We start from the raw sequence: 13654 nt of genomic DNA, 5'->3' as shown, positions 1-13654 counted from the left end.
GGTCGGCTCAGCTCATCTGGTGCAGATGGCCGCCGACCGCGGTGGCGATGGAATTGCCGTTACTGGCATCCCAGTTGGTGGACCAGGTCATCGCACCGCCGATGCCCGGCCAGGTCGCGGGCGGCTTGAAGGAGCCGCAGTTCGTCCCCTTCGCCAGGCAGTCCAGGGCGTTGTCCACGGTCGCCGGGGAGAGGTAGCCGCTGCCGGCCGCGCTGGTCGAGGCCGGCACGCCGAGGCCCACCTGGCTCGGCGCGAGGCCGCCCTGGAGCTGGATGCAGGCGAGCGCGGTCAGGAAGTCCTCGGTGCCCTCGGAGTAGACGTTGCCGTCGCAGCCGTTCATCGAACCCGAGTTGTAGTACTGGGTGTTGACGACGGTCAGGATGTCCTTGGTGTCCAGGGCGAGTTGGAAGTACTGGGTGCCGGTGGACTGCATGTCGATGGTCTGCGGTGCCATGGTGAGCACGAACCCGCTGCCCACCTTCGCGGCGAGCGAGTGCAGCGCCTGGCTCATGTACGTCGCCGTGACACCGTTCTCCAGATCGATGTCCACCCCGTCGAAGCCGTACTGCTGGATCAACGCGTAGGCGCTGGTGGCGAAGTTGGCGGCCGAGGTCGAATCAGCCACCGAGATGGTGCCGTTCTGGCCGCCGACCGAGAGGACCACCTTCTTGCCGGCCGCGTGCTCGGCGGCGATGTCGGCCTTGAACTGGGCATCGGTGTAGCCGCCGAGCTTGCCGGCCAGGGTGGGGTCCAGGCCGAAGGTGATGCCACCGGGATTCGCCGGGTCGGCGTCGGCGAAGGCCACCGCGATGATGTCGTAGGCCGGGTTGACGTCACCGATCCGCTGGTCGGTGGCGCCGTTGTCGAAGTCCTGCCAGTAGCCGGTCAGCAGGTGATGGTTCCCGCCGCCAGGTCCCGTGGGGGTGGAGGTGGTGGTGGGAGAGGTACTGACGGGCGGCGCGGTGGTGGGCGGCGCGGTGCTGGGCTGCGGCGAACTGGTCAGCGTGGGCGAACCGGTGGGCTGCCCGGTGGTCGAGACGGTCGAGGTGGGAAACACGCCGGGGCCGCTGAGCACCAGGTCGTCGGCCTGGTAGGCGCCGGTGCCGTACCAGCCGTGCAGGTAGACGGTCACGCTGGTGGTGGACGGCCCGGTGGTGAAGCTGGTGGACAGCTGGTTCCAGGCGGAGTTGGTGCTCCAGGTCGAGGGATCCGTCGTCCCGGTGCCGCTCGCACCCAGGTAGACGTAGCTGCCCTGGACCCAACCACTGAGACTGTAGGCCGAGCCGGGCTGCACCAGGACCTGCTGGCTGCACTGCGCGTCGTCACTGCCCACCGGCGTGGCCTGCAGGGCGTACTTTCCGCTGTGGACCGGACTGGTGACGACCGCTCCGGAGTTCGCCGTACAGCTCCAGCTCCCGAGGTTCCCGGTCTCGAAGCCCGGGTTCTGCAGCAGGTTGATGGTGTCGGCGTTGGCGCTGCCGCCGGTGGTGATCAGCACCGCCCCGCTCACCGCGAGGGCGAGCGCCGCCACCGAGGCCAGCGCGGTACGGGCCGGCGAAAGGCCACCTGGTCTCGGTGCGCCGGGTCTTCTCTCGGTCTGTCTGGTCGCACGGTGCACGGGGCAGCTCCTCGGATCGGCGGGACGGCGCGGCGCACTCGGCCGCGCCCGGACGCGGACGGGGCGACAGGGAGCGCGCTCTCCCCCGGCACGGCGAAGCCCGCCGGGGGTGAGACGGACTCAGAGTGGACTAGACCAAATAGCCGGTCAAGGGGAGCCGCCACGGCCGTCCGCGCCGAGCGCACGTCAAGAGCCCGACGAGCTCACGCAATGCCGCCTGACGTGACATCGGGGCAGGTCGGACCAGGCGCACCAAGGGATGTCAGCGGGTCGTCAGCATCCGGATTCCATCCCGCGTCCATCCGGCACCGGACCTCCCGCCCGCCCGCCGGTCGGCGCCGCCGGCCGGTCGGCCGGGCGGGCGGCGGCCCGCGCGAAGAGCGCCGTGAGCGGATGCCACCGGTAGCGACCGTCCGGGTCGGCCAGCAGCAGACCGTACTCGGCGAGCAGCTCCAGCAGGTGCTCGGTCTCCCGCTCGGGGCGGCCGAGCAGCGCTGCGGCCGCCGCCGTATCGAAGCCGGTCGGCCCCAGCACGCTCAGCCGCCGCAACGCCGCCACGGCCGCCGCACCACCCGGCGCCCGGCGCAGCCGTGCCCGGGCCGTGCCGAGCGCCTGCGCCACGCCCCGTCCGCCCGGGCTGAGTTCGGCCAGCCGCCCGTCCTCCTCGGCCACCCTGGCCGCCAGCCACGGCAGTCCGCGCCCCGGCCGGGCCAGCAACCGGGCGGCGGCGGCCCGCAGCGCCAGCGGCAGCCCCGCGCAGGCGGCCAGCACCGCCGCCTCGGCCGCCGGGTCGGCGACGGCCTCGTTCGTCTCCCCCGGAGCGACTCCCTGGGCCACCAGCGCCGACGGCTCCGGCCCGGCGACCAGCCGCCGCCAGAGCCGCTGCGCGTCCTGGGCGCCCAGGCAGTCCAGCGCCAGCAGCCTGGCCCCGGGCAGCCCGGCCGGCCGCCCCCGACCGGTGACCAGCACCGCGCAGCTCGGCGAGCCGGGCAGCAGCGCGGTCAGCTGCGCCTCGTCCCGCGCGTCGTCGAGCACCAGGAGCAGCCGGCGGCCCGAACTCACCGAGCGGAAGAGCGTGCCGCGCCGCTCCGCCTCGGGCGGCAGCGACTCACGCGCCACCCCCAGATCGGTCAGCAGCCGGCCCAGCAGCGCACCCACCTCGCACGGTCGCCCGTCCGCCTCGTGCAGGCCCAGGAAGAGCTGCCCGTCCGGGAAGCGCTCACGCAGCCGGTGCGCGGCGTGCACGGCGAGCGCGGTCTTGCCCACCCCGGGCGGCCCGCTCAGCACCACCACCGGCACCGCACCGGCCCGGCGCCCGGCCCCGCCGGCGCCCAGGGTGCGTGCGATCACCCTGGCCTCGGTCGATCTTCCGGTGAAGTCCGCCAGCTCGGAGGGGAGTTGAGCAGGTCGGCAGAGCGCCTGCAGTCGCACCGCCGGCTCCGGCGCACCGGGCCGGTCCAGTTCCAGGCTCGGGTCCGTGCGCAGGATCCGCTGGTGCAGTTCGTCCAACTCGCGCCCCGGCTCAAGGCCCTGATGTGCGATCAGTGACTGCCGGGTCTCCGCGAAGACGGCCAGCGCTTCGCTCTGCCGCCCGGCGCGGTAGAGCGCCAGCATCAACAGGCCGCGCAGCCGCTCCCGCAGCGGCCGCTCGGCCGCCAGTAGCCCCAGCTCGGCGACCACCTCGTGGTGCCGGCCGAGCAGCAGGGCGAGTTCGAACCGCTCCTCCTGCGCGGCCAGCCGCAGTTCGGCCAGCCTGCCCCGGTGCAGCGCGGCGAACGGGCCGGGCAGCCCGTCCAGCCCACCGCCGCGCCAGAGCGCGAGCGCCTGGTCCAGGGTCCCGGCCGCCGTGGCCGGCTCGCCGGCCGCCCGCTGGGCGCGGGCCCGCTGCCGGGCGGCCTCGAACTCGTGCAGGTCCAGCTCACCGGGCCCGACCGCGAGCCGGTAGCCCGCGCCGTGCGAGGCGAGCACCCCCGCCGGTGCCCGCCGCGGCCGGTCGGGCTCCAGGATCTGCCGCAGCCGGGAGACGTAGGTGGCCACCAGGCCGGGCGAGTTGACGGTGGCCCTGGCACCCCAGACCCCCTGCACGATCTGCTCGCGCGGCACCGGTTCGTTGGCGCTGAGCAGCAGGACGGCGAGCACTGCGCACTGCATCGCCGGCCCCGGATCCCGGGCCGCCCCGGCCCGGTGGACCAGCAGCGGCCCGAGCACCTCGTAGCGGAGCGCCGCGTCCGCCCCGGCCCGCGCGACCATCCTCCGCTCCCCTCGCCCGTGGGAGCGGCCCGCGGGGTGGACCCACGGTGGACTAGACCAGAGGCGACGTCAACACGTCCGGCGGAAAAACTTGTCGCGACGGCGACAACAACGGCACCGACCAGCACGGACCGTCCGGGAAACGCCGAAGGCCCGGAGATGAAATCTCCGGGCCTTCGGTTTCAGTAGCGGGGACAGGATTTGAACCTGCGACCTCTGGGTTATGAGCCCAGCGAGCTACCGAGCTGCTCCACCCCGCGTCGTTGTGTCTTAACCATAGCACGGTCTTCGGGCCGGCTGCGCCCACCGCCGGAACGGCGACGGGCGCAGCTGCCCAGCTCAGCGCCTACGGCGAAGCACTCGGCGCCGCGGACAGCGGTGCGGACGGCGGTGCGGACGACGGCGCAGGCGACGGTGCCAAGGGCGGCGCGGCCGACGGTGCGGACGGCGTGGCCGAGGCCGACGGCGCCGGTGCGCCGGCGCTCTTCGGCTCCGCCGCCACCGCCGCGTTCAACGCGTCCTGCAACGCCTTCTGGGCCGCCCCGTACGCCACCCAGTCCCCCGCCTTGAAAGCGTTCTGCGCGTCCGTATTGGCCTTCTGCATCGCGTCCAGCGCCTGCTTCAGCGCCGGGTCCAGGCTGCCGCCACCGCCGCCCGGTGCGGGCGGCGTCGTGCCGGACCCGCCACCCGGCGCCGTCCCGGTGGCCCCGGGAGCGGTGCCCAGAACCTTCGTCAGCGCGTCCGACAGACTGCCCTGGAAGGCCACGTTGTCGTTCCCGTACACCGCGAGGACCTTCTGCAGCACCGGGTAGTTGGAGCCGCTGCCCTTGACGTACACCGGCTCCACGTTGAGGAAGCCACCGCCCACCGGCAGCGTCAGCAGGTTGCCGTAGTCCAGGTTCGAGTCGCTGCCGTTCTTCAGCAGGGTGATCTGACTGGCCACCGTGGAGTCGGAGTTGAACTTCGCCTGCACCTGGGTGGGCCCCGGTGTGTTGCTGTCGCTGGGCACGGTGAGGATGCGGATCCTGCCGTAGTCGGGCCCGGGGTCCGAGTCCACCGACATGAAGGCCGCCAGGTTGCCGCGACCGCTGGGCACGAAGGTGCTGTTCAGCGAGAAGGTGGCGGCCGGCATGTCCGGCATCCGCAACGTCAGGTAGTACGGCGGCTGCACCTGCTTGCTGTCGTTGGTCGGGTCGACCGGCACCTGCCAGATGTCCGTCCCGTTGAAGAAGGCGTTCGGGTCGGTCATGTGGTACATGCCCAGCAGGTCGCGCTGCACCTTGAACAGGTCCTGCGGGTAGCGCAGGTGCGGCAGCAGGTCGGCCGGGATCGCGCTCTGCGGCTGGACCGTGCCGGGGAAGGCCTTCATCCAGGTCTTCAGCACCGGGTCGGTGGCGTCCCACTGGTAGAGCGTCACCTGGCCGGTGAACGCGTCCACCGTCGCCTTGACCGAGTTGCGGATGTAGTTGACCTGGTCGGCATCGCCCACCACCTCGCCGCGCTCACTGCTGAGCGAGTCCTTGGTGGCGTCGCCCAGCGTGGTCCTGGAGGAGAACGGGTAGCCGTCCGAGGTGGTGTAGCCGTCCAGCACCCAGGTCAGCCGGCCCCCCTCGACCACCGGGTAGGGGTCGCCGTCGATCGCCAGCCAGGGCGCGACCTTCGCCACCCGCTCCTTGGGCGTGCGGTCGTAGAGCACCTTGGCGCCCTTGGTGATCGCGCCCGAGTAGAGGATCTGCGGCTCGCTGAACTTGACCGCGTACGCGGCCCGGGTGAGCGGGTTGTCCAGCGAGACCCCGCTGTCGCCGGTGTACTGGTAGGTCTGCGCGCCGCCGTCCGCGGTGTTGTCGATCTCGTGGTTGGAGCCGCCCACGATCGAGTACGTGGTGGTGTTCTCGCCGTAGTAGATCCGCTGCTGGTAGTCGCCCAGGCTGCCGGTGGCGGGCAGCCCCGACTCGGTGAAGACCGGCTGGCCGTTGCCGTTGACCTGGTTGCCCTTGGCCGCCACCACCCCGTAGCCGTGGGTGTACTTGAAGTGGTCGTTGATCCAGTTGTGCTGCTGGACGCCGTTCGGGTTCAGCTCGCGCACGCCGATCACGGTGTCCTGGACGCCGCCCGGCGTGCTGTACCGGTCCACGTCCAGGGTGCTCGGGAAGCCGTAGTAGGAGCGCTGCTGCTCCATCTGCTGGAAGGTCGGCGAGACGATGTTGGGGTCGAGCAGCCGGATGTCCGAGATGGTCCGGCTGTCCTTCTGCACCGAGCCGGCGTCGGCCGTCGCGGTCGGCGTGTACTGCTGGGACTGGCTGCCGGCGATCCCGTAGGCCTGCCTGGTCGCGTCGATGTTCTGCTTCAGGTAGGGCGTCTCCTTGGCCTGCTCGTTCGGCTTGACCTGGAACTGCTGCACGAGCGCCGGGTAGAGCCCGCCGATCAGCACCGCCGAGAGCGCCATCAGGCCGAAGCCGATCAGCGCCGGCGCCCAGGTGCGCCGGATCGGCGTCAGGAAGAAGAGCAGCGCGCAGATGATCGCCACGCAGAACAGGATCGTCTTGGCCGGCAGGAACGCGTTGGCGTCCACGTACCGCAGCCCGGTGTAGCCCGGCACACCCTTGTAGGAGCCGGTCTTGACCGCCAGCGCGTACCGGTCCAGCCAGTACGCGACGGCCTTGAAGAGCACGAAGAGCCCGAGCAGCACCGCGAGGTGGCCCTGCGCGCCCGTGGTGGCCCGCCGGCCCGGACCCTGCATGCGCAGGCCGCCGTAGAGGTAGTGCACCAGCAGCGCGGCGAGCAGCGAGACGACCACCGCGCTGAACGCGAAGCCGAGCAGGAACTGGTACCAGGGCAGGTCGAAGGCGTAGAACGAGACGTCCAGGTGGAACTGGCTGTCCTTCACCCCGAAGTCCGTCGCGTTGGTCCACAGCAGCCACAGCCGCCACTGCCCCGCCGCCGCCGCGCCCGCGATCAGGCCGACCGCCAGCGAGATGCCGGCCAGCAGCCACCTGCGGTAGGGCGCGACCCCCATCCGGTAGCGGTCCAGGCTCTGCTGCTCGACCGACATCGCCGACAGCGGCGGCCGCAGCCGGTGGGCCAGCCAGATGTTCAGCCCGGCGACCACCGCCATCAGCAGCCCGAAGACCACGAAGAGCCCGACCTTGGTCCACACCTCGGTGCTGAAGACCGAGGAGTAGTGGACCGACCTGAACCAGAGCCAGTCCGTCCACAGGCCCGCGAACAGCACGAACCCCAGGAACAGCAGCACCAGGACGCCCACCGTGAGCAGCAGGACCCTGGCTCGACGGGAGGGCGGCCCGATCCTTGGCCGGAAGCCCTGCCCGCCCCGGTCGGGCATCTGGAACACCAAGACGGCACCTCTGCTGTTGTTGTGGTCGGATCGGGCACGGACGAGCAGCCCTTCGGGGCACTTCCCCCGAGTGCAACTTAATCAGCCGTTCGCCGAGTTCCCGGGCCCAGGTCGCCCCCACGCGGGTCCGGGCCCGGAAGGGGCCGCTGACGTGTGAGGATGGGGCCATGTCCGATGCCACCAACACCCCCACCCCGCCGACGGACGGCCTGCCGCCGGCCGCGACCCCGCTCACCCGCGCCGCCCTGGAGATCGACGAGTACGTCGCGGGGCTCGGCTGGGACAAGCCCGCCCGCCTGTTCGCCCTGGTCGACAGCGCCAAGCTGCGCCGGACCAACCCCGCGGTGGCCAGGCAGCTCGGGCTGGACGACGAGACGGCCGGTGCCCTGACCCCGGTCGAGCAGGAGGAGCTGGCGCCGAACACCGTGCTGGACGAGTTCCTGGCCACCATCGCCTGGCCGCCGGAGGTCGCGGGCTGCGCGCTGGTGGTCGAGCGCCTGATGCTCCCGCCGGGGGCGGAGAAGAGCCGCCCGGCCGGCGCCACCGAGGCGCAGCTGGCCGACTGGGTGGCCAACCACCCCGACCGCCAGGAGGTGCGGATCACCGCCGCCGTGCTGCGCGACGGCAAGCGCGAGATCGCGCTGCGGCTGCGCGAGAAGGACCTGGCGCGCGAGGTGCTGACCGGTCCCGACCTGGTGCCGGGGCTGACCAAGGCGCTGCTGGCCACCTTCGCCTGAGCCGCGAAAGGCCCGGGCGCTGCGCCCGCTCCCAGAACCGCCGCCCGGCCCGGGGTCAGCCCCGGACCGGGCGGCGGTTGCGCTCTGCCGGGCCGCTCAGGACGCCGAGCAGGAGGCCAGCGCCGAGTCCTGCCCCGCCCGGATCTGCCCCAGCGCCTTGAGCGCGTCGTCCAGCGTGTTCACCTTGATCAGCCGCAGCCCGCTCGGGGTGTCCTTGCTCGCCTCGGCGCAGTTGTCGCTCGGGGTGAAGAAGAACTTCGCGCCGGCGTTCCGGGCCGCGATCACCTTCATCGAGATGCCGCCGATCGGCCCGACGTTGCCCTTGTCGTCGATCGTCCCGGTGCCCGCCACGAAGGCTCCGCCGGTCAGGTTGGTGGGCGTCAGCTTGTCGATGATGCCGAGGGTGAACATCAGCCCGGCACTCGGACCGCCGACGTCCTGCAGCCCGATGTCGATCTTGAACGGGTAGCTGTGCCCCATCTGCGTCTGGATGCCGACCAGCGCTTTGCCGGTCTGCGGCGACTTGCCCGTGGTGATGGTCACCTGGCTCTCGTCGCCCGGCGCCGGGTTCATGCTGTCCTTGTCGTGCGGCACCACGGTGAAGACCACGTTCTCGCCCGGCGCGTGCTTGGTGACCAGATCGGCCACCTGGCTGTTGTCGGTGACCGCCGTGCCGTCGACCGCGACGATGCGGTCCCCCGCGTGCAGCTTGCCGTCGGCCGGGGTGCCGGCCACCACGGCGGCGATGTTCACCTCGCTGCCGATCGGGATGCCGAGCTCGGTCAGCGCGGCCGTCTTGGCGCTGTCCTGCGAGGAGGCGAACTGCTCGGCGTTCTGCTGCTCCGACTGCTGCTCGGTCTGCCCCTGCGGGTAGAGCGTGTCGTGCGGCACCACCAGCACGTCGTTGCGCAGCCAGCCGACCACCACCGAGACCAGGCTGGGCTGGTAGTCGGCGCCGGTGACCTGGACCGTCGTCATGTTCAGGTGGCCGGTGGTGGGATAGGTCTGATGGCCGGCGATGCTGATCACCGGGGTGCCGGCCTTGTCCTGCGCGCCCAACGTGTCGTACGTCGGGCCGGGGCTCAGCTGCGAGTAGGGCACGGGGATCAGCACGGCGGCACAGAGCAGCGCTATGAGCAGCAGGGTGGCGGCGAGCATCGTCGCAGAGCGGCGTGGCATGCAACGACAGTACGGGACCGATGCTGCACGGCGCCCCCCGGGCCGGGCACCGGGACCGCCGGACCGGCCCTAGGCGGCCGGACGGTCGGTGCTGGCCTCCGGCACCCGGTGCGCGCCGGTGCTGCGCTCCATCGCGGCCAGGAACCGCTGGTGCTCGGCGAGGGATGCGCCGTCACCGGTGGCGCGCGGCGGCCGGGCCGCCCAGGTCGCCCAGATGGCGGCGATCACACCCGCTACGACGGGGATACCCAACCAGGCCAGTGCTCCCATGTCCGGTCCTCCCACTCGTCGCCCGGCTGGTCGTGGGCGGCCGGACCCGCCCTGGCCACTCCCAGCCCGTCGTCGTACCTATCAGCACATTAACCGCCCGGTCTGAGAACGGCCTTGGCACCGTCGCGGTCACGGCACGGCCCAGGACGCCACTCCCCGGATGTATTCGTAGGACTGCTCCACGGCCGAATGGGTTCCCGTTCCGGACGGGATCCGCGCTCGCGCCAGGTCGGCGCCGGTCAGCAGGAGCCTGCGCCGACCCACTCCTCCTCGCCGTCGGTGAAGACCTGGTGCTTCCAGATCGGCACCTCGTGCTTGAGGTCGTCGATCAGCTTGCGGGCGGCGGCGAAGGCCTCGCCCCGGTGCGGGCAGGAGACCGCCACGATCACGGCGGCGTCGGTGATCGCCAGCCGGCCGACCCGGTGCACGGCGGCCAGCGCCCGGACCGGGTAGTCGGCGACCACCTTCTCCGCGATCCGCCGCATCTCCTGCTCGGCGCTCGGGTGGCAGCTGTACTCCAGCGCGGCCACCGACTTGCCTCCGTCGTGGTCGCGGACCGTCCCGACGAAGATCGCGGTGCCGCCGGCGGCGTCGTCGCCGACCGCCGCGTACACCTCGTCCAGCGAGAGCGGGGTCTCCCGGACGGCCAGCAGGCGGATGGGGTCGTGAATCTCGGACATGCCCCCATGATCGGTCATGTCCGGCGGGCGGCGGCAATTGTCGGGTCGTCCAAGACGGCCCGCACCCCGGCCGCCGGCTTCCGTGGCCCCGCCCCCGCGGCCCGGGACGGACCCGGCCTCAGATCCGCCGCCGCTTGCGGGCCCGGCGCACCAGCGCCGCCGTACCCACCAGGGCGACCGTCGCACCCGCCGCGCCCAGGCTGGTGGCGGCCTCCTTGCCGCCCAGCCGTCGCCCGGCCACCGCGTGCTTCCCGGCGACCTGCCCGAGCAGCTCGGCCAGCACCTCCTCGTTGCTGTACCGGGGCCGCCAGCCCGCCTCGTGCAGCCGGCTGCCGGACACCACCCACGGGTACATCGTGTACGCAAGGTCACCGGCCGGTGCCGGGGTCAGGCCGAGCCGGTGCAGCCGGGCCGCGGTGCCGAGCGCGAGCGCGGCCGGCAGCTCCATCCGGCGGATCCCGGAGAGCTCCTCGACCTCCTCCTGCTCCAGCCAGCCGTCACAGCCGACCGTCACCTCCCCCTCGACCAGGCCGAGCACCGCGTACTCCAGCGCGCAGGCCAGGTCGTCCACGTGGCAGAACTGCCAGCAGGGCCGCGAGCCGGCCACCACCAGCAGCCGGGGCGCCTCGAAGTGCCTGGTCAACACGGTGTCCACGCCGGGGCCCACGACCACCGCCGGACGCAGCACGGTGACCTGCAGCCCCGGATGGGCGCGCGGGGCGCGCCGGGCCAGCCGCTCGATCTCCAGCAGGTCGCCGACCAGGCTGGCCTCCTCGGTGGCCCGCAGCTCACCGTCCTCGGCCAGCGGCACCTCGTTGTCCGCCAGCGCGCCGTAGACCATCGCCGAGGTGCAGAGCACCACCCGGTGCACGCCGGCGGCCGCGGCGGCGGTGAGCACCGTCTGCGCGCCCCGGACGTTGTAGGCGCTGCGCGCCCGCGGGTCCGACTCCATGTTCAGGTCCATCGCGAGGTGCACCACCACGTCCACCCCGCGCAGCCGCTCGGCCACCGCCGGGTCCCGGATGTCCAGCACCCGCCACTGCACGCCGGCCGCCTCACCGCGCCGGTCGTCGATCGCGAGCACCTTGCGCACCCCCGGCGATCGCACCAGCCGGGCGGTGACCAACTCGCCCAGGACACCGGCGGCGCCGGTGACGGCCACGGTCAGCGGTCGTCCGCCGTAGGCTGGGGAGGCGGACCCAGGGTCCGCCTGGTCCTGATCGCCTCCGGTCAGCCCAGAGCGAACGTCCGAAGGCGGGGAACTCACCGGCCATCCTCCACGGTTAGCTTATGTGCGTACGTACGAGTGTCACGTACGGTCCATCCTGCCCGAGGAGAGGGCCTGGCGGTGCACCCGGCACGGGCGAGCCCACCGTGGCCCCTGACTCGCTTCCCCCCACTTGCTTTCCCGCCACACCACCCAGCGCGTGACGGCCGACCAGATCGAGGACCCAGTGAGCGACCTCCCCTTCGGATTCGGTGTCCCGCCCGAGGAGCCCGACGAGGGCAAGGACCAGGGCGGCAAGCAGGATGACCAGGCAGCTTCCGGGCAGTCCGGCAAGCCCGGGAACTCCGGCGAGCAGCCTTCGCCGTTCGGTTTCGGCGCCAACCCGCTGGGCGCGATGTTCGGCATGGGCGGGGCCGGCGGTCAGGGCGGCGCGGGCGACAACCCGTTCGCCGCGATGATGGGCGGCCTCAACCCGAACGACCTGGGCGCCGCCTTCCAGCAGCTCGGCCAGATGCTCTCGTTCGAGGGCGGACCGGTGAACTGGCAGCTCGCCAAGGACATCGCGCGCCAGACCGTGGTCGCCGAACCGGCCGAGGGCAAGCAGAAGGACCGCTCGGTGAGCGCCGCCGAGCACTCGGCCGTCGCCGAGGCGGTGCGGCTGGCCGAACTTTGGCTTGATTCGGTCACCGAGTTCCCGTCCTCGTCGGCGAGCGCGGCGGCCTGGAGCCGGGCCGAGTGGATCGAGGCCACCCTGCCGGTCTGGCAGGAGCTGGTCGACCCGGTGGCCGAGCGGGTCGGCAACGCCATGGGCGGTGTGCTGCCCGAGGAGATGCAGGCCATGGCCGGGCCGCTGATGGGCGTGATGCGCTCGATGGGCGGCGCGATGTTCGGCACCCAGATCGGGCAGGCGCTGGGCGCGCTGGCCGCCGAGGTGCTCGGCTCGACCGACGTCGGCCTGCCGCTGGCTCCGGCCGGCAAGGCCGCGCTGCTGCCGCAGAACATCGCCGAGTTCGGCGAGGGCCTGAGCGTGCCCGCCGAGGAGGTGCGGCTCTACCTGGCCCTGCGCGAGGCCGCCCACCAGCGGCTCTTCGCCCACGTGCCGTGGCTGCGGGCGCACCTGTTCGGGGCCGTGGAGGCCTACGCCCGGGGCATCAAGGTCGACACCTCCCGGATGGAGGAGCTGATGGGCCAGCTCGACCTGGAGAACCCCGAGGCGATGCAGGACGCGCTGGCCGGCGGCCTGCTGCAGCCCGAGGACACGCCCGAGCAGAAGGCCGCGCTGGCCCGGCTGGAGACGGCGCTGGCGCTGGTCGAGGGCTGGGTCGACGCGGTGGTGCACGCCGCCGCCGAGCCGCACCTGCCGCAGGCCGGCGCGCTGCGCGAGACGCTGCGCCGCCGCCGGGCCACCGGTGGTCCGGCCGAGCAGACCTTCGCCACCCTGGTCGGCCTCGAGCTGCGTCCGCGCCGACTGCGGGACGCCTCGCGCCTGTGGGCCTCGCTGGCCGACGCGCGCGGCATCGAGGGCCGCGACGGGCTCTGGGAGCACCCCGACATGCTGCCGACCGCGGCCGACCTGGACGACCCGGACGGCTTCGTGCACCGTGACGGCGCGGAGCCGATCGAGGGCGGGCTGGACTTCGACGCGATCACCAAGCTGCTCGGCGAGGCCGCGGGCGAGAGCCAGGCCCCGACGGACAAGCCCACCGCGGGCGAGCAGCCGAAGGACGACGACCAGAAGGACGACCCGACCGCATGATGCACGCCGATGCCGTCCGCGCGCTGACCTCCTGGACGGCCGTCGAGGCCGACCAGGAGCAGTTGCGCGGCGACTACCTGGCCCACCTGGCGCAGCACCAGGACGGCCTGTGGCGCTCCTGCCGGCCCGCGCACATCACCGCCAGCGCCGCCGTGGTCGACCCCGCGGCCGGCCGGGTGCTGCTGACCCTTCACCCGAAGGTCGGGCTCTGGCTGCAGATGGGCGGCCACTGCGAGCCCGGCGACCGGACGCTCGCGGCGGCGGCGCTGCGCGAGGCCACCGAGGAGTCCGGGATCACCGGCCTGCGGCTGCTCACCGGCGCGGACGGGCACCCCGAACCGGTCAAGCTGGACCGCCACCAGGTGCGCTGCGCCGGCAAGGACCAGCCGGAGAACACCCATCTCGACGTGCAGTACGTGGCGGTGGCCCCGGCGGGCGCGCAGGAGCTGATCAGCGAGGAGTCGCTCGACCTGCGCTGGTTCGGCTACGACGAGCTGCCGGAGCTGACCGACGTCTCGGTGCGGCGGCTGGTGGCACGGGCCCGCGAGCTGACGGCCTGACCGGGCCTGGCGGCCTGACGG

Annotated in this window: 10 protein-coding genes and 1 tRNA gene; 3 read left to right on the top strand and 8 right to left on the bottom strand. The window is 72.7% G+C overall.

Annotated elements, in window-relative coordinates:
• Window positions 1-7: 7 nt before the first annotated feature.
• From OG500_RS23830 to OG500_RS23815, 4 genes are all read right to left on the bottom strand, one after another.
• Complete coding sequence (locus OG500_RS23830) at window positions 8-1540, bottom strand: chitinase (protein WP_329587702.1); 1533 nt, start codon at window positions 1538-1540, stop codon at window positions 8-10.
• 351 nt (window positions 1541-1891) lie between these two features.
• Window positions 1892-3868 (bottom strand): AfsR/SARP family transcriptional regulator, encoded by a 1977-nt coding sequence (locus OG500_RS23825; protein ID WP_329583282.1) that lies wholly within the window; start codon window positions 3866-3868, stop codon window positions 1892-1894.
• A 186-nt stretch (window positions 3869-4054) separates the two neighbouring features.
• A tRNA-Met gene (locus OG500_RS23820) sits at window positions 4055-4128 on the bottom strand.
• Window positions 4129-4214: 86 nt separating this feature from the next.
• Entirely contained in the window at window positions 4215-7211 is a 2997-nt protein-coding gene (locus tag OG500_RS23815) for a UPF0182 family membrane protein (RefSeq protein ID WP_329587700.1), read from the bottom strand.
• A gap of 179 nt (window positions 7212-7390) precedes the next feature.
• Between OG500_RS23815 and OG500_RS23810 the strand changes: the two genes are divergently transcribed.
• The gene (locus OG500_RS23810) at window positions 7391-7960 is read left to right on the top strand and encodes a PPA1309 family protein (protein WP_327068854.1); all 570 of its coding nucleotides are present in this window, start codon (window positions 7391-7393) and stop codon (window positions 7958-7960) included.
• A gap of 96 nt (window positions 7961-8056) precedes the next feature.
• Here OG500_RS23810 and OG500_RS23805 read toward each other — a convergent pair whose 3' ends face one another.
• From OG500_RS23805 to OG500_RS23790, 4 genes are all read right to left on the bottom strand, one after another.
• Window positions 8057-9139, bottom strand: a complete 1083-nt coding sequence (locus OG500_RS23805; protein WP_329583278.1) for a YlbL family protein — start codon at window positions 9137-9139, stop codon at window positions 8057-8059.
• 69 nt (window positions 9140-9208) lie between these two features.
• Window positions 9209-9409, bottom strand: coding sequence for a hypothetical protein (locus OG500_RS23800; RefSeq protein WP_327068852.1), 201 nt, complete (start codon window positions 9407-9409; stop codon window positions 9209-9211).
• Window positions 9410-9648: 239 nt separating this feature from the next.
• The gene (locus OG500_RS23795) at window positions 9649-10107 is read right to left on the bottom strand and encodes a molybdenum cofactor biosynthesis protein MoaE (RefSeq protein WP_442789214.1); all 459 of its coding nucleotides are present in this window, start codon (window positions 10105-10107) and stop codon (window positions 9649-9651) included.
• Window positions 10108-10207: 100 nt separating this feature from the next.
• The gene (locus OG500_RS23790; protein ID WP_442789213.1) at window positions 10208-11356 is read right to left on the bottom strand and encodes an NAD-dependent epimerase/dehydratase family protein; all 1149 of its coding nucleotides are present in this window, start codon (window positions 11354-11356) and stop codon (window positions 10208-10210) included.
• A gap of 187 nt (window positions 11357-11543) precedes the next feature.
• Here OG500_RS23790 and OG500_RS23785 point away from each other — a divergent pair, with 187 nt between their 5' ends.
• On the top strand, window positions 11544-13073 hold the full coding sequence (locus OG500_RS23785; RefSeq protein WP_327071658.1) for a zinc-dependent metalloprotease: 1530 nt from the start codon (window positions 11544-11546) through the stop codon (window positions 13071-13073).
• On the top strand, window positions 13070-13633 hold the full coding sequence (locus tag OG500_RS23780) for an NUDIX hydrolase (RefSeq protein ID WP_327068850.1): 564 nt from the start codon (window positions 13070-13072) through the stop codon (window positions 13631-13633). The genes OG500_RS23785 and OG500_RS23780 overlap by 4 nt, the downstream gene beginning before the upstream one ends.
• The last annotated feature ends 21 nt before the right edge of the window (window positions 13634-13654 follow it).

This window comes from Kitasatospora sp. NBC_01250 (genome assembly GCF_036226465.1).
In the GTDB taxonomy this organism is placed as follows: Bacteria; Actinomycetota; Actinomycetes; order Streptomycetales; family Streptomycetaceae; genus Kitasatospora.
Note: the sequence above shows the minus strand (reverse complement) of the source record. Positions and strands in the feature narration are given on the sequence as shown.